Origin of the sequence: Psychromonas ossibalaenae ATCC BAA-1528 (genome assembly GCF_000381745.1) — a bacterium.
Classification (GTDB): domain Bacteria; phylum Pseudomonadota; class Gammaproteobacteria; order Enterobacterales; family Psychromonadaceae; genus Psychromonas; species Psychromonas ossibalaenae.
In genome coordinates, this window is the sequence record NZ_KB906992.1 from 51,798 (window position 1) to 68,266 (window position 16,469).

10 protein-coding genes and 1 pseudogene are annotated in these 16,469 nt (G+C 40.7%); 8 read left to right on the plus strand and 3 right to left on the minus strand.

The genetic code is table 11. From position 1 onward, the window contains the following. The first annotated feature begins 26 nt into the window (after positions 1–26). From dnaA to G327_RS0113410, 7 genes are all read left to right on the plus strand, one after another. Positions 27–1,400: a chromosomal replication initiator protein DnaA gene (gene dnaA / locus G327_RS0113380; protein WP_019615295.1), complete on the plus strand. Its 1,374-nt coding sequence runs from the start codon at positions 27–29 to the stop codon at positions 1,398–1,400. A 13-nt stretch (positions 1,401–1,413) separates the two neighbouring features. Further along, positions 1,414–2,517 (plus strand): DNA polymerase III subunit beta, encoded by a 1,104-nt coding sequence (gene dnaN, locus G327_RS0113385; RefSeq protein ID WP_019615296.1) that lies wholly within the window; start codon positions 1,414–1,416, stop codon positions 2,515–2,517. A 52-nt stretch (positions 2,518–2,569) separates the two neighbouring features. Further along, positions 2,570–3,649, plus strand: coding sequence for a DNA replication/repair protein RecF (gene recF, locus G327_RS0113390; RefSeq protein ID WP_019615297.1), 1,080 nt, complete (start codon positions 2,570–2,572; stop codon positions 3,647–3,649). Positions 3,650–3,660: 11 nt separating this feature from the next. Further along, positions 3,661–6,090 carry a DNA topoisomerase (ATP-hydrolyzing) subunit B gene (gyrB, locus tag G327_RS0113395; protein WP_019615298.1) on the plus strand — a complete coding sequence of 810 codons (2,430 nt, stop codon included), beginning with the start codon at positions 3,661–3,663 and terminating at the stop codon, positions 6,088–6,090. Positions 6,091–6,299: 209 nt separating this feature from the next. Beyond that, a complete protein-coding gene (locus G327_RS0113400) occupies positions 6,300–6,701 on the plus strand; it encodes an ATP synthase subunit I (protein ID WP_019615299.1) in 402 nt (133 codons plus the stop codon). 173 nt (positions 6,702–6,874) lie between these two features. Continuing rightward, positions 6,875–8,503: an AAA family ATPase gene (locus tag G327_RS0113405; protein WP_019615300.1), complete on the plus strand. Its 1,629-nt coding sequence runs from the start codon at positions 6,875–6,877 to the stop codon at positions 8,501–8,503. Beyond that, the gene (locus G327_RS0113410; protein WP_019615301.1) at positions 8,504–9,895 is read left to right on the plus strand and encodes a vWA domain-containing protein; all 1,392 of its coding nucleotides are present in this window, start codon (positions 8,504–8,506) and stop codon (positions 9,893–9,895) included. A gap of 90 nt (positions 9,896–9,985) precedes the next feature. Here G327_RS0113410 and G327_RS0113415 read toward each other — a convergent pair whose 3' ends face one another. The 3 genes from G327_RS0113415 to glyQ all read right to left on the minus strand — a co-directional run bounded on the left by G327_RS0113415 (position 9,986) and on the right by glyQ (position 14,422). Continuing rightward, positions 9,986–11,236, minus strand: a complete 1,251-nt coding sequence (locus tag G327_RS0113415) for a valine--pyruvate transaminase (RefSeq protein WP_019615302.1) — start codon at positions 11,234–11,236, stop codon at positions 9,986–9,988. A 199-nt stretch (positions 11,237–11,435) separates the two neighbouring features. Then, positions 11,436–13,502 carry a glycine--tRNA ligase subunit beta gene (glyS, locus tag G327_RS0113425; protein ID WP_019615304.1) on the minus strand — a complete coding sequence of 689 codons (2,067 nt, stop codon included), beginning with the start codon at positions 13,500–13,502 and terminating at the stop codon, positions 11,436–11,438. An 11-nt stretch (positions 13,503–13,513) separates the two neighbouring features. After that, entirely contained in the window at positions 13,514–14,422 is a 909-nt protein-coding gene (gene glyQ / locus G327_RS0113430) for a glycine--tRNA ligase subunit alpha (RefSeq protein WP_019615305.1), read from the minus strand. A 506-nt stretch (positions 14,423–14,928) separates the two neighbouring features. Between glyQ and G327_RS0113435 the strand changes: the two are divergent. Then, a pseudogene (locus G327_RS0113435) lies at positions 14,929–16,469 on the plus strand (thrombospondin type 3 repeat-/CalX-beta domain-containing protein); the annotation flags it as partial.

Sequence of the window (16,469 nt, forward strand, 5' to 3'; positions counted from 1 at the left end):
CCCGAAATTAATAACTGGAGTTAGTGATGTCCCTCGCAATTTGGCAAGAGTGCTTAGCACAATTAAAAGATGAACTGTCAACGGGAGACTTCAGTACTTGGTTACGTCCTTTACAGGCGGAATTCAACAATTCCACGCTTTCTCTTTACTCGCCGAATAAATATACCAGCGAGTGGGTACGTAACAAATATATGGATATTATTGAAAGTAAAATCCAGCAGATTGGTGCTCTGGAAAATGTGCAGCAGCCGATCCAGATCCGTTTATTAGTAGGCACCGCTAACTCAACAGAAACAAAACCAGTAAAAGCAGCGGCTCCTGCCGCCGCCTCTTCTCAGCCATGGGAAGGTGAAAGCAAAGCAAACAGTGTTGCCCATAAAAGTAACTTAATTAAAAAATATACCTTTGAAAATTTTGTTGAAGGTAAATCAAACAACTTTGCCATTGCAACAACTCAGCAGATCGCTGAAAATCCGGGCGATGTTTACAACCCGTTATTTTTATATGCGCACCCTGGGTTAGGTAAAACACATTTATTACATGCGGTAGGTAATGCAATTGTTGCAGAAAATCCGGACAGCAAAGTGGTCTACATTCGTTCTGAACGTTTTGTGCAGGATATGATTAATGCTATCCGTAATAATACAATCGAACAATTCAAAGAATATTATGCATCACTTGATGCATTGCTGATTGATGATATTCATTTCTTTGCCGGCAAAGATCGTTCTCAAGAAGTGCTTTTCCAGACATTTAATTCAATGTTAGATGCGCATCAGCAGGTTATATTAACCAGTGACCGTTTCCCGAAAGAGATTGAAGGTATTGATGAACGTCTGCGTACACGTTTCGGCTGGGGATTATCAATTCCGATTGATCCGCCGGAACTAGAAACACGTGTTGCGATTCTAATTACTAAAGCAGAAGAACGCGGCTTGAAACTGCCCGATGATGTTGCCTTCTTTATTGCAAAACGTCTAACCATTACCGATGTACGTGTTTTAGAAGGAGCGATTGCTAATATCTCCGCTAAAGCACAGTTTACCGGACAGGATATCACTATCTCACTGGTACAGGATGCGCTGCGCGATATGCTGGCAGTTCATACTAAACAAACAACCATTGATAATATTCAAAAAGTGGTTGCTGAACATTACCGTATTAAGACTTCGGACATGTCATCAAAACGCCGCACCCGCACAGTCGCTCGTCCTCGCCAGATTGCCATGGCGTTAGCTAAAGAACTAACTCAGCACAGCCTGCCGGAAATCGGGGAAGCATTCGGCGGACGCGATCACACCACAGTGCTGCATGCCTGCCGTAAAGTAAGTGAATTACGTCGTGAAAATAACGATATCCAGGAAGATTATAAAATTCTAATTCGCACACTGTCGATGTAAGGTAAGTCTGATTATGCAGTTTTCAATATCCAGAGAAGCATTTCTTCGTCCGTTACAACTTGTAGTCGGTTCAGTTGCCGGCGGACGTCCGGCACTGCCTATTATGGGTAATATATTAATTGAAGTTAAAGATAACTTATTAAGCCTGACCGGAACAGATCTTGAAGTAGAACTGATTGCACAAGTGACACTTGAGCAGCCGTCACAGGATGGTGTTATTACCGTTCCGGCACGAAAGTTATTAGATATCTGCCGTGGTTTAGCCGATCCCTGTGAAATTACCTTTCAAGTAAAAGATGAGCGGGTAACAGTGCGTTCAGGTCGAAGCCGCTACTTACTTTCTTCATTACCAGCCGCTGATTTTCCGAATATTGAATCTTGGCAGAGCATTATTGAACTGACCGTTGCCCAGGTCGAATTCAAAAAACTGATCGAATTTACCCAGTTTGCCATGGCCAGTCAGGATGTTCGTTATTACCTGAACGGTATGTACTTTGAAGCATCAGAGCAGACACTGCGCAGCGTAGCAACAGACGGCCATCGTCTTGCTTCCTGTGCCATTGCTTTAAATCAGAGCATTGAACAGCAGTCAGTTATTGTACCGAGAAAGGGCGTAATAGAACTGGTTAAGCTGCTTGATAATGACCAGGCGGATGTCACCATTCAGATCGGGCAGAATAATCTGCGCGCTATTATTAATGGTTTTGTGTTTACGACAAAACTGGTAGATGGAAGGTTTCCAGACTACCGCCGCGTTATTCCGCGTAACGGCGATAAAGAGCTGATTTCCGGTCGTGAAACACTTAAACAAGCCTTTTCCCGGGCAGCCATTTTGTCTAATGAAAAATTTCGAGGCGTACGTTTAACCCTCTCAGAAAACCTGCTGCAGATCACCGCCAACAACCCGGAACGAGAAGAAGCTGAAGAGTATATTGATGTTAACTATCAATCTGCAGATCTGGAAATTGGTTTTAATGTCAGCTACGTACTAGATGTTCTTAATACACTTAAAAGTGACCAGGTGAAAATAACATTCAGCAGTTCAGATCACAGCGCATTAATAGAGTCCATTGATAGCGATGACTCACTTTATGTTTTAATGCCGATGCGTTTATAATAAAACTGAAGCTCTTAAAGCCCGCCTATGAAAGTTTACGGAGTTTCAGTTTATGTCTTTAGCTAAAATAGTTATTTACCAGTTTCGTAATATAGCCAATGCAGACCTCAACTTTAACCCCAAAACAAATCTGATAGTCGGCGCGAACGGCAGCGGTAAAACCTCGCTTCTGGAAGCAATTCATTTTCTCGGGTTAGGGCGCTCATTCCGCACTCACCTGACCAGTCGTGTGATTGCCTACGACCACAAAGAATTTACCCTATACAGCGAACTCAGCAATGAGAATGTGTCGATTCCAGTCGGACTGCAGAAATCGAAAACCGGTGAAACATTACTCAAAATAAACGGCGCACATGCTAAAAATCTAGCTGCATTAACACAATACCTGCCCCTGCAGCTGATCACTCCGGAAAGTTACGCATTACTCTCAGGAAGCCCCAAAAACCGCCGGGCTTTTCTTGATTGGGGGGTCTTTTATCATGAACCTCTGTTTTACAACAACTGGGCTCGCATAAAGCGGCTGTTAAAGCAACGTAATGCTGCTTTAAAGCAATGTAAAACTTACAATGAGCTCCAAGTATGGGATAATGAACTTTGTCATTTAAGTGATGAAATCAGCAGGCAGCGTCAGGCATATTTTGATTTACTAATACCATTAATAAATCAGACCATTACTGACTTTTTACCTGAATTTTCAATTACCAGTCAGTTCTTCTGCGGCTGGGATAAAAACAATAAATCACTACAGGATTATTTAACAGCTAACTTTAACCGCGATAAGCAGCTTGGTTATACAACAGCCGGCCCTCAAAAAGCAGATATACGCTTTAAAATCAATGGACTGCCGGTTGATGACGTATTGTCAAGAGGGCAGTTAAAGCTGCTTGTTTATGCATTACGGTTAGCACAAGGATTATTTTTAAACTCTTTTAACAATAAACAGTGTGTTTTTTTAATTGATGACTTCAGTTCTGAATTAGATAAGAACAGACAACAGATATTAGCAAAACATATTTCCAACTCCGATGCTCAAGTGTTTATCAGTGTCATTGAAAAAAATGGCATAGAGACATTATTTGGGCAGGAACGCACTGTGTTTCACGTGGAACACGGCAAGATTACAGTAGAATAGGTGAAAGTTTTATGGCTGAGAATAGTTATGATTCGTCAAGTATTAAAGTACTAAAAGGGTTAGATGCTGTACGTAAGCGCCCTGGTATGTATATCGGTGATACCGATGATGGTACAGGTCTGCACCACATGGTGTTCGAGATCCTTGATAACTCAATTGATGAAGCATTGGCAGGTCACTGTAGTGACATTATAACAACCATTCATACCGATGGTTCTGTTTCAGTACGCGATGACGGCCGTGGTATCCCTGTTGACATCCATGAAGAAGAAGGTGTTTCGGCTGCTGAAGTTATTATGACCGTACTGCATGCCGGCGGTAAATTCGATGATAACTCTTATAAAGTATCCGGCGGACTTCACGGGGTAGGTGTTTCTGTTGTTAACGCGCTTTCTCATAAACTGCGCTTAACCATCAAACGTCACGGTAAAATTCATCAGCAGACTTATATTCACGGTGAGCCGGAAGCACCTTTAGCTGTGATTGGTGATTCAGAACACACTGGTACAGAAATCCGTTTCTGGCCAAGCAAAGAAACCTTTACAGATACACTATTTCATTACGATATTTTAGCTAAACGTTTACGTGAGCTTTCTTTCTTGAATTCAGGTGTATCAATCAAGCTTATCGACAAGAGAGAAGAAGATAAGTCTGACCACTTTTGTTATGAAGGCGGTATTCAGTCATTCGTTGAGTATTTAAACCAGAACAAAACGCCTGTACATCAGAAAGTATTCCATTTTTCTGTAGACAACGATGACGGTACCAGCGTTGAAGTAGCTATGCAGTGGAATGACGGTTTCCAGGAAAATATTTTCTGTTTCACTAACAATATTCCTCAGCGCGATGGTGGTTCACATCTGACCGGCTTCCGCGGCGGTTTAACACGAACTTTAAATGCTTACATGGAAGCTGAGTTAGCAAAAGTTAAAAATAACAAAAACAAAGCAACAACTGAAGGCGGTGATTCACGCGAAGGATTAACAGCAGTTATCTCCGTAAAAATACCTGATCCTAAGTTCTCATCACAGACTAAAGACCGTTTAGTTTCATCTGAAGTTCGACCAATTGTTGAAAGTGCAATGGGTGAAAACCTGCAGGACTTCTTGTTAGAGAATCCATCTGAAGCAAAAATCATTACATCTAAAATTATTGATGCGGCCCGCGCACGTGAAGCAGCCCGTAAAGCACGTGATATGACGCGTCGTAAAGGTGCATTAGATTTAGCTGGTTTACCGGGTAAATTAGCCGACTGTCAGGAAAAAGATCCGGCACTTTCTGAACTATATATTGTGGAAGGGGACTCTGCTGGCGGTAGTGCTAAGCAGGGTCGTTCACGTAAAAATCAAGCTATCTTACCGCTTAAAGGTAAAATCCTAAATGTTGAAAAAGCACGTTTTGATAAAATGCTGTCTTCACAGGAAGTGGCTACCTTAATTACTGCTTTAGGCTGCGGTATCGGCCGTGATGAATATAATCCGGAAAAAACACGTTACCACCGTATCATCATCATGACCGATGCCGATGTCGATGGTTCGCATATCCGTACTCTATTATTAACCTTCTTCTTCCGTCAAATGCCGGAGCTGATCGAAAATGGTTTTGTATACATTGCACAGCCTCCTTTATATAAAGTTAAAAAAGGTAAGCAGGAAAACTACATTAAAGATGAAGCGGAACTGCAGACCTATTTAACTACATTAGCGATGGAGAATTCATCTCTACATGTAAATGCAGATGCGCCTGGAATTTCCGGCCTTGCACTTGAAGGTTTGATTCAGCGTTACCGCGGCGTTCAGGAAACTATTGAGCGTTTAGCGCGTCGCTATCCTTCGGTTATTTTAGATAAACTGATCTATCAGCCGGAGTTAACTTTAGAAGACCTAGCAAAAGAGACCGTTGCTTCAGCATGGGTTAAAGAAGTAGTGGCCTCATTAAATCTTGAAGATTTAGAGGGGACAATTTACGACTCTGAAGTTGTTCAGTCAGAAGATGAATTAAGTAATAATATTATCTTTACTGTACGTAAACATGGCGTTGATGCGAACTTTACTTTCGATGAAGAATTTTTCGGTTCAGAAGGTTACAAATCATTAGTATCTGTCGGTACTGAGATTCAAAGCCTGTTAGAGGACGGCGCCTACATTAAGCGCGGCGAACGTAGAAAAGATGTAAGCAGCTTTGTTGATGCGGTTAACTGGCTGATGCATGAATCCAAACGCGGTCTTTACCTGCAGCGTTACAAAGGACTGGGTGAGATGAATCCAGGTCAATTATGGGAAACAACAATGGACCCGAATGCCCGCCATATGCTTCAGGTTACTATTGAAGATGCAGTTGGTGCGGATCAGCTGTTTACTACCTTAATGGGTGACCATGTAGAACCGCGTCGTGATTTCATTGAAAAGAATGCACTGCGTGTTGGTAATATCGATCTTTAATCCGATTTAAAAACAGCGAAGATAAAAGCCAGCTTATTAAGCTGGCTTTTTTATATCTCTTTTAAGGTAAAAAAACACGAAATAAAGCACATTTCTCTGCTTATTATTTATACAACAATCGCAAATATATGTATAATTACTGCGCAAAACAGCACTCCAACAGCACGCTTTAAAATTCATTTAAAACAACATATAAGGTTAATAATACAATGGCACATTCTCTCTATGAACTAGCAATAAGAAGTCACGCTTTAAAGCTGCTTCTAGGGCAGCTGCTGCTCGTTGTGCTCATGGTGTTGATGACAGAGTTTACATCAGATCACCGCTCGGCACGATCGGCACTGTTAGGCGGGCTTATTTTTCTAGTTCCGCAGTTTATATTCACTAAATTATCTTTTCTATTTATGGGAGCAGGAAAGCAGCTGTTAACTAATTCTCTCATGATGTTTGGATATTTTTGTAAGTTTACTTTAATGATCCTGCTATTTTTAGTTGTTCTTAATCACCCGCAAGTTGATCATTTCAACCTATTTATTACCTTTACCATTGTTATGTTTTCACAAGTTTTCAGTTTATTACGACCACTTCCACCAAAGGCTGTTAACTGCTAACTTTTTGTAGTGTCTGTAACGACTGAAGGACCAGTCATTACACTTCTTTCATAATCCCCCCAAGTGCTCCCCCTGTTAATTGATATGTATAGTTAAAATCACAGATAAATTTTCATACCTGCTGTATCTCATGTAATGTGACACTCAGATATTTATATTTCCAGGAAAGTTAAATGACGGTTTTACAGAACACCATTGCAGATCGGATCGAAGCACTAATTGACCAGCTGTCTTATGGTATTTACGAGCGTAGAGACGCAATTAGATTATGTTTATTAGCAGCACTTAGTGGTGAAAGCGTTTTTTTATTAGGCCCTCCTGGAATTGCCAAAAGCTTAATCGCCAAGCGTATGATTAAAATATTTGAAGACGAAAGTTATTTTGAATATCTAATGACACGATTCTCCACACCAGAAGAAATATTCGGTCCTTTATCGATCAAAGCCTTAAAAGATGAAGGAAAATATATTCGCTTAACCGAAGGTTATCTGCCTAAAGCAAAAGTAGTCTTTCTAGATGAAATATGGAAAGCCGGGCCGGCAATTCTAAATACTCTTCTCACGGTTATTAACGAAAGAACTTTCCATAACGGCGTAGAGCACGAAAATGTGCCTATGCGGGTGATTGTTTCTGCCTCGAATGAGCTTCCTGGAGCTGACGCAGGTTTAGAAGCCTTATATGACCGCATGCTGCTTCGTTTATATCTGCACCCCATTCAGGACAAAAAAAACTTTAAAGCCATGCTGGTGCAGAAACCGCTCAGCAGAAGTGCGGGTAATGTAAAAAAAGTCAGCAATGATGAATTTGATTTATGGCAGAAAGAGATTGCGGAAGTAAATTTAAGCGAGCACTGTTTTGAGCTTATCTATGAACTAAAGCTATTTTTAGAACAAAAAAACAGCAGCGGCAGTCAAATTAAAGAGCCGGTTTATGTATCAGACCGACGCTGGAAAAAGTCTATGAAACTACTGCAGGCCTGTGCCTATTTTAACGGCCGCAGTGAAGTTTTAGAAACAGACCTCTTTATATTAAAAGACTGTATCTGGCATGACCTTGCCTCAAGAGACGCCATTCTTGAAGTTATTCATGATTTTGCAAAACGACGTTTTTGTGACCAGGACGAAGTACAAAGCACGATAGTGCAGCTGAACGAAAAAATCTCATTACTGGATAATGAATTTGCTAATCGCTTTGCAACCCGATTAGCTTCCGATATGAGACTCACCAAAATACGTTATAAATTAAATGATCAGCAGGTTACAACTCAAGTTCATAACGGCCTGCCTAATATGTGTAAAATTGCTTTAATTGGTGAATACGACATTTTAGAAGAGGGCTCACAGGAAAAAGCGCAATGGTTATACCTAGGCTTAGATGATTTCCAAAAGCAGATAAAAAGCGGTTCATGTGTGGTAAAAGGTTATGTTAATGATCGCATTAACGGCACCTGGTTAAATTTTACAGTTGATGAAAACCGCCATCTGCATGTGCAGAACTTTTCTAATCAGGCAATTCCGGTTGCTGTTTTAAGCAGCGAAGCTTTACTCGATATTAATGAAAACTGGTTATTACCCTTACAGGCCCTTGATCAAGAGATACAAAATATAGAAAGTAACATTTTAAAAAACCAGCTGGAATTCAGCACAATGAACAAGAACATTTTTGTTGGCAACGATTTCATTGAAGATGTAGCTAAAAGTTTAGGGGCGTTAACTTTAGAGCTAAATAATATTAAAGAGCGCAAAGAGGCATTAAAAACACGTCTATCTGCCACCGCCAAACTTTTCGGACAAGGCAGCTAAGTGTCTTCTATATTCTCTTCACTAATAGATGAGACTCTGCTGGAAATTACTACTCAAAGTCGTAATGCAGATGATGCACAGATAAGTTTCATAGAGAACTGGAAAAACGATTTAATTTCATTATTAGCAGAAGCGCCAATGCCTGCTTCTTTAAATAATGAAATAACCCTGTGTGAGATGTCACGCCTTTTATCTCCCATAAAATTACGCAGTAAAGTCCCTTCAATTCTACAAAAAATACAAGCAGATTCTAATTTCTACCAGTCGGGAATTTCTCTGCTCCAGCAGAATCAGACCATGCCTGACACGGTGTTTTTTGCTGTTTTTATTGATCAATGGCAGCAGTCTATCGAACAGGCTGTTCACCAGCACCAGACAGAATTAATAGAAGAAAAAAGAAAAGAGTTATTAAAAGAACTACAATTGAGAAATGAGAATTTAGAGGACTTAACTGCTGTTGTAGACAAGGAGTTGTTAAGCAATGGAGAGCGCCTCTGGGATCTGTCTAAAGGCAGACTTACCCATATTGATATCAGTTTACTGCAGCGCTTTACCAGGCACCTGACTAATACTCCCGAGTTAAAAGAAATTGCAGCGCAGTTAGGAAGAATGGCCATTGCGCATGTCGATAATAAAGAAACACCAAACAGCTACGAGACGTGGGTTTTAGATAACAGTTATCAGGATGATATTCCAGATGATATGCAGGGCGTCAGTTACAGTAATGAGATATCACGAATGCTCCAGACCGAAGCGGTTAATTTAACTTTTCCTGAGCTGGAAATTATTTTTTACAAGCGTTATATCGAACGACATCTATTGTCTTATCAGTATCAAGGTGCCGTTGATCAGTATAAAAAAATAACTCAGTTCAGAGATATTACAGATGATAATGAAGAAAACGGCGGCCCGTTTATTATCTGCGTAGACAGCTCAACATCGATGAAAGGCTTTCCTGAGCTAACGGCAAAATCAATCTGTTACGCATTATTTCAGATAGCCTTTGAACAGAAGCGCCAGTGTTTTCTTATGATGTTTTCTAATGAAGTTATTACTTTTCCAATAACCAAAACAACCAGTCTGGCAACTATACTGACCTTTTTATCTTCAAGTTTTCGTGGAGGAACGGATTTAAAACCGGTCATCGCGAAATCAATTGAGTTAATGAAAGGGCAGCTGTATAAGAATGCCGACACCCTGATAATTTCAGATTTTATCGCTCAGAAACTACCTAGCGATCTGGCTAATGAGATACGGGCTTTAAAAATCAACAAAAATAGATTTCATGCCGTTTGTTTATCATCGGACGGTAACCCGGAACTGATGGAAGTATTTGATCATATCTGGAAGTACTCATCAATTTTAAGCAAACGCTTTACTCAGATTCGTTGATAGAGTTACTGGAATGCAATCAACAAAAAGCTGTTCCACGTTTAAAATTATTTGTTTCACGTGGAACAGATTCTGTTTTATTTTCACTGTTTAGTTTTCGTATAACTCATTAATCATATCAGCTAAAATCGTAATACCGCGCTCAACTACATCATCTTCCTGGGCATAGTTCAAACGAATACACTCCTGAGTATGTTTCCATTCTTGATCTAACCCCGGAAAAAAGTAATGTCCAGAGACGATCAGCAGACCTTTAGCTTTAAGGTTTTTATATAATTCATTTGAAGAAATAGGTAGGTCTTTAAACCATAACCATAAAAACAAAGCGCCTTCTGCTTTATGAATTTTGAAGTTTGGTGTGGTGATTTTTGACTGTAGAAGTGTTACCGCCTTTTCTGCTTTATTTTGATAATAGGGCTTAATCACCTCATCACTAAGCTTAATAATCTCTTTTGTTTTAACTAATGGAAGCGCAATTTCCGGGCCTATACCTCCCGGTGACAATGCCATGATTCCGGATAAATTAGACATCGCTTTAACAATAGCCGGGTTGGCAATAACAATGCCGCAGCGTGCACCCGGTAAACCAAATTTTGATAAGCTTAAGCATAAAATGGTATTCGCATTCCAGAAGGGTGTTGCTTCAGCAAAGATAATATTTGGGAAGGGTGTCCCGTAAGCATTATCAATAATTAAAGGAATATTGTTGTCCTGCGCCAGCTGATCCAGATGAGTAATCTCATCATCGGTTAAGACATTACCCGTCGGATTAGTCGGACGAGAAACACAGATAGCCCCGATATCTTTGCTTATTTCTAATGCATCAAAGTCAACATGATACTTAAATAAGCCGTTTTCTAATTCAGTTATTTTTGGACGAACAGCAACAAATGCATCTTCAGAAACACTGGCATCAGCATAACCGATATACTCAGGAGCTAATGGAAATAGGATTTTTTTCTTTTTACCGGCACTAAAATTTCCGCCTAATAGATTAAACAGATAAAAGAAAGCATTCTGACTGCCGTTAGTAAGCATGATATTTTCCGAGCTTAAATCCCAGCCATAGAGATCATTAAACAATTCAGCAAGTGCATTGATAAAACTGTTTTTACCCTGTGGTCCGTCATAGTTTGCCAGTGTATTAATCAACTTTCCCTGGGTTAACAATTCCTGCATCAACTCCGCCAGTCGAGTTTGGATCTCCGGTATTGATGCCGGATTACCGCCACCCAGCATTAAAATATCATCCCCGCCTTGAACTCCCTCATTGAGGTCATCCATTAGTTCAGTAATTCCTGAATGCTGGGTAAATTTATTTCCGAAGATTGAGTAAGGCATTTATTTTCCTATATTGTTGTACTTTAGAAATGTGTTTCACATGAAACAGGTAAAAAATTATAGTTTGTTTATAAACAAGCTTTACCATAGCAGGCAAAGCGAAAAAAATATAATGTTTCAGCAGATACAAAAAAGCTCAGTAAAAACTGAGCTTTTAAAAACAATTCAGACTTAAACAGAAAGCCGATAAATTTTCACATTATAAAACCGATACATCAGCAACCTGCAGGAACAGATTACGTAAACGGTTTAATATTGCTAAACGATTCTGTTTTACTGCTTCATTTTCAGCCATAACCATTACGTTATCGAAGAAAACGTCCACAGGAGCTTGTAGAGAAGCAAGTTCGAACAAGGCTGCCTCGTAGTCTCCGACTGCAAATAAAGGGCTTAGCTTGCTTTCTAGAGAGCCTAAAATTTCAGCTAATGCCTTTTCTGCATCTTCTTCAAGCAGAGAAGCATCCACATCTGTATTAATATCACCTTTAACTTTCGCTAATATATTACTAATACGCTTGTTGGCTGCTGCAATCGGTGCAGCTTCAGGCAGTTCCTGGAACTTAGCAACAGCTTGAATACGTTTTTCAAAATCAACGGGTTTAGTCGGACGACGATCCAGCACAGACTGAATCAGTTCAACTGAAAAACCATTGGCCTGATAAGTTGCACGGAAACGGGCAAATAAGAAATCAACAACATCATTAACAACATTAGTATTAGTTAATTTACCACCGTACTGTGCTTTAGCAATTTCAGCTAATTCAACAATATCTAAGTCTAGGTTTTTATCTGTAATGATACGCAGTAAACCAATCGCAGCGCGGCGAAGGGCAAACGGGTCTTTATCACCTTTAGGTGCCTGGCCGATACCAAAGATACCTACTAATGTATCCAGTTTGTCAGCTAAAGAAACCGCACACGCCACTAATGACGTAGGCAGTTTATCACCAGCAAAACGCGGCAGATACTGCTCGTTTAATGCAACAGCTACTTCATGATCTTCACCGTCATGTTTCGCGTAATACATGCCCATTACGCCTTGAACATCTGGGAATTCCATTACCATTTCAGTCATTAAATCAGTTTTAGATAATAAACCTGCACGTTGAGCGTGTTTAGTATCGGCTTTGATCTGCAGTGCAATATCTTCAGCAACGTTTGAAATACGCTCAGATTTCTCTTTAAGCGTACCAAGCTGCTTCTGGAATAATACGCTTGATAAAGACTCTAAACGGCTTGCCAGCGTTTTCTTTTTATCTGTTTCAAAAAAGAACTCAGCATCGGCTAAACGAGGACGAATAACTTTTTCATTACCGCTGATCACCTGAGCAGGATCACGACTGACAATATTAGAAACAAAGATAAAACGAGGCAGTAGGTTTCCAGATTTATCTAATACCGGGAAATACTTCTGATTGTCTTTCATGGTATACATTAGAGCTTCAGAAGGTACCTCAAGGAATTTATCTTCAAAAGAACCAATCAGTGTAACAGGCCACTCAACCAGTGAAGTTACTTCTTCAAGTAACTCTTCATCAATAGCGGCAACACCGTTCTCATGGGCGGCAAGCGCTTCAACCTGATCACGAATAATTGCTTTACGACGTTCATAATCAGCAATAACTTTACCGCTATCGTCTAATAATGTTTCGTACTGATCTGCATGATTTAGCACCATTTCCGCTTCGCCTAAGAAACGATGGCCGCGGATAACACGATCTGATTCAACACCTAATAATTCACCTTGAATCAGCTGTGCACCAAATAACATAGTGACAGTATGAACAGGACGAATAAACTGTGTCGTTGCAGAACCCCAGCGCATTGGTTTAGGAATCGGCAGTTTCGCCAGAGCACCAGCGGCAATAGCAGGAACCAGCTGTGCAACAGACTGACCTTTAACTTCCGACTTAAATAATAACCACTCGCCTTTATCAGTAACCAGACGCTCAGCCTGTTCAACAGTAATACCGTTTGAACGTGCCCAGCCTTGGGCAGCTTTAGTTGCCTGACCTTCAGAGTCAAATGCAACGTTGACAGCAGGACCGCGTTTTTCAACAACTTTGTCAGCCTGTGTCGCCGACAGGTTAGAAATGATCAAAGCTAAACGACGTGGAGACGCTAACCAGCGTACATTATCAAATGATAATTCCGCTTTATTTAATTCTGCTTCAACGTTACTTGCAAAAGACTCAGCAAGTTTACGTAATGATTTCGGTGGTAACTCTTCAGTTCCCAGCTCAATCAGTAAATTTTCTTGTGACATGAAACTTGCCTCTATTTAACTAGGTTTTTGCAAAGTGGGAAACCAAGCGATTCGCGCTTAGCATAATATGCTTCCGCCACTGCTTTAGATAATGTACGAACGCGCAGAATATAACGCTGACGTTCAGTAACAGAGATAGCATGACGTGCATCTAACAGATTAAATACATGAGACGCTTTCATCACCTGCTCGTATGCAGGAAGTGCTAAACCAGCTTCAATCAGTTTCTGACTGTCTTGCTCACATTGATCAAACTGACCGAATAATGCATCAACATCAGCGTGTTCAAAGTTGTAAGTTGACTGCTCAACTTCATTCTGATGGAAAATATCACCGTAGGTAACACGTCCCATAGGTCCGTCTGTCCAGACAAGATCGTAAATACTGTCAACGCCCTGAACATACATTGCAAGACGCTCAAGGCCGTAAGTGATTTCGCCTGTTACCGGAGAACACTCTAAACCGCCAACCTGCTGAAAATAAGTAAACTGTGAAACTTCCATACCGTTTAACCAGATTTCCCAGCCTAATCCCCATGCACCAAGTGTTGGAGATTCCCAGTTATCTTCCACAAAACGGATATCGTGAATTGAAGTATCAACGCCGATCTCTTCAAGAGATTTTAGATAAAGCTCCTGAATATTTTTTGGAGACGGCTTAAGTACTACCTGAAATTGGTAATAATGCTGCAGACGGTTTGGGTTTTCACCATAACGACCATCAGTAGGACGGCGGCACGGCTGCACGTATGCACTGCTCATCGGCTCAGGACCAATTGAACGCAGGAATGTCTGCGGGTGAAATGTACCAGCGCCCACTTCCATATCTAGCGGCTGAACAATGGCACAACCTTGACGAGCCCAGAAATCTTGCAGTGCAAGAATTAGCCCTTGGAATGTTTTCGTATCGAATTTTTGCATGATTTCCGCTTCGAGTTGCTTATAAAAAATGGAGGGTATTATAACCATTCGAAGTCAATTATACCAATGGCAATCAATAACACAGGTCACTATTGAAGTTAAGAACAAGCTAGAAGTAGAAAAGATGATTGAATAAATTACAAACAGTTAAAGATTTAGCCCTAAAACCACCTGCATTTTAGTAAAACAAGCTGAGTGAAATAATTATAGCAAATCTCTCCAACCCCCTATAAACACTAAGTTATTGATTTGTTTTTACCATAACTCATACGCATAAACACGAATTAATCCATTCATAAAAAAATGACGAGATACAGATCCCAAAAGCGACTTCTGCGCCCCCCAAAACACCTCTGCGCCCCCCTGCCGGGAGGGTGTTTCAGCTTATAGCGGAGTACAAAATTCAATCACAAAACATTACCCGTCAGACTTGTTGATGAGCTGGGGAGGTTTTAAATAATATCGCCCAGGAAGGCGTAGAGTAAAAATTTTAAGGATGAAATAAAATGAATCAGTTAAAGCTAACCGCTGCAATTTTGTCACTATGTATGATCAGCGGCTGTGGAGAAAGTAATAACAACACATCAAGCTCCGCTAAAAAATTAAACGTTAAAGTAATAGACGGCTATTTATTAGATGCTTTGGTCTGGTTAGACGTTAATAATGACGGCAGACAAAATGAAAATGAGCCTCAAGCGTGGACCGATATCAATGGTAATGCATCATTAGATATCAGTAATATAGATGGGAATGTTAATGACTATTCGATAATTGCCAAGGCGATTAAAGGAAAAACCATTGATGCAGATGCGCCCGATATACCCATCTCGCAAAATTATCAGATGAAAACATCTGCTGATAATTATTCTGAAGACAATACTCAAATAGTCACACCGATAACCACTCTGTTAAATCTAAAAATGTCGGACGGACAGTCAAGAGAAGAAGCCTCCGCTGAAATCCGCGTTCTGCTTAAGCAGCCGGATTTAGACTTTGAAGAAGATTATATTGCAGCTGACTCAACTTTATTAGCACAGTCTGCAAAAGCATTAGCACAGATTCTGCCGGAAGAGTTCGATGCGGCCTCGGTATCGGAACAATCCCAAAAACTGTTTGACGGAGCACAGCAGCTGGGTGACGAAATAGAACAACAGCGGGCTGATAACAGCGAAAAAGAGCCAAGCCTTGCAGGTAAGGTTTTATATGTAGATGATAATGACAATATAGTTTTAGATAGCGATAGTGATGGCGATGGTGTTGCCGACAGCATTGATAAATTTCCTGCAGATCCGCTGGAAAGTGCTGATTTTGATAATGACGGAACAGGTGATAATGCCGATCTGGATGATGATAATGACGGCACGGCAGATAAAGATGATCAGTTTCCATTAGATGCCTCTGAGTCTTTAGATACCGATAAAGACGGCACAGGTAATAATGCAGATAGCGATGACGATAATGACGGTGTGGCTGATACTGCCGACGCCTTCCCGCTAGATGCTGCCGAATCTATCGATACCGACAAAGACGGTACGGGCAACAATGCTGATACGGATGATGATAATGATGGTGTAGCTGATACAGCCGATGCCTTCCCGCTGGACGCAGCTAAAAGCACTGACAGCGACGGTCAGGAAAACAATAATGACTCCGATGGCGACGGCGTAGATAATGATAAAGATGCTTTTCCTTTAGATGCTTCTGAATCTGTTGATACTGATAATGACGGCACAGGTAATAATGCCGACACGGATGACGATAATGACGGTGTGGCTGATAGCGCCGATGCTTTCCCGTTAGATAAAACGGAATCTGTCGATACAGATAGCGACGGTACGGGTAATAATGCCGATATCGATGATGACGGCGACAGCATTTCAGATAAGTATGATGCCTTTCCGTTAGATAAAACGGAATCAACAGATACAGATGGCGACGGTACAGGTAACAACGCTGACACAGATGACGATAACGATAATGTCGCAGATAGTGCAGATGCTTTCCCGTTAGATAACACTGAATCAATAGATACCGATAAAGACGGCAC

Bases quoted from the DNA above. Each gene is read 5' to 3' on its own strand.
- glyQ (WP_019615305.1), bottom strand. From the start codon at position 14,422: ATGCAAAAATTCGATACGAAAACATTCCAAGGGCTAATTCTTGCACTG.
- gyrB (WP_019615298.1), top strand. From the start codon at position 3,661: ATGGCTGAGAATAGTTATGATTCGTCAAGTATTAAAGTACTAAAAGGG.
- dnaA (WP_019615295.1), top strand. From the start codon at position 27: ATGTCCCTCGCAATTTGGCAAGAGTGCTTAGCACAATTAAAAGATGAA.
- G327_RS0113415 (WP_019615302.1), bottom strand. From the start codon at position 11,236: ATGCCTTACTCAATCTTCGGAAATAAATTTACCCAGCATTCAGGAATT.
- dnaN (WP_019615296.1), top strand. From the start codon at position 1,414: ATGCAGTTTTCAATATCCAGAGAAGCATTTCTTCGTCCGTTACAACTT.
- G327_RS0113400 (WP_019615299.1), top strand. From the start codon at position 6,300: ATGGCACATTCTCTCTATGAACTAGCAATAAGAAGTCACGCTTTAAAG.
- G327_RS0113405 (WP_019615300.1), top strand. From the start codon at position 6,875: ATGACGGTTTTACAGAACACCATTGCAGATCGGATCGAAGCACTAATT.
- recF (WP_019615297.1), top strand. From the start codon at position 2,570: ATGTCTTTAGCTAAAATAGTTATTTACCAGTTTCGTAATATAGCCAAT.
- glyS (WP_019615304.1), bottom strand. From the start codon at position 13,502: ATGTCACAAGAAAATTTACTGATTGAGCTGGGAACTGAAGAGTTACCA.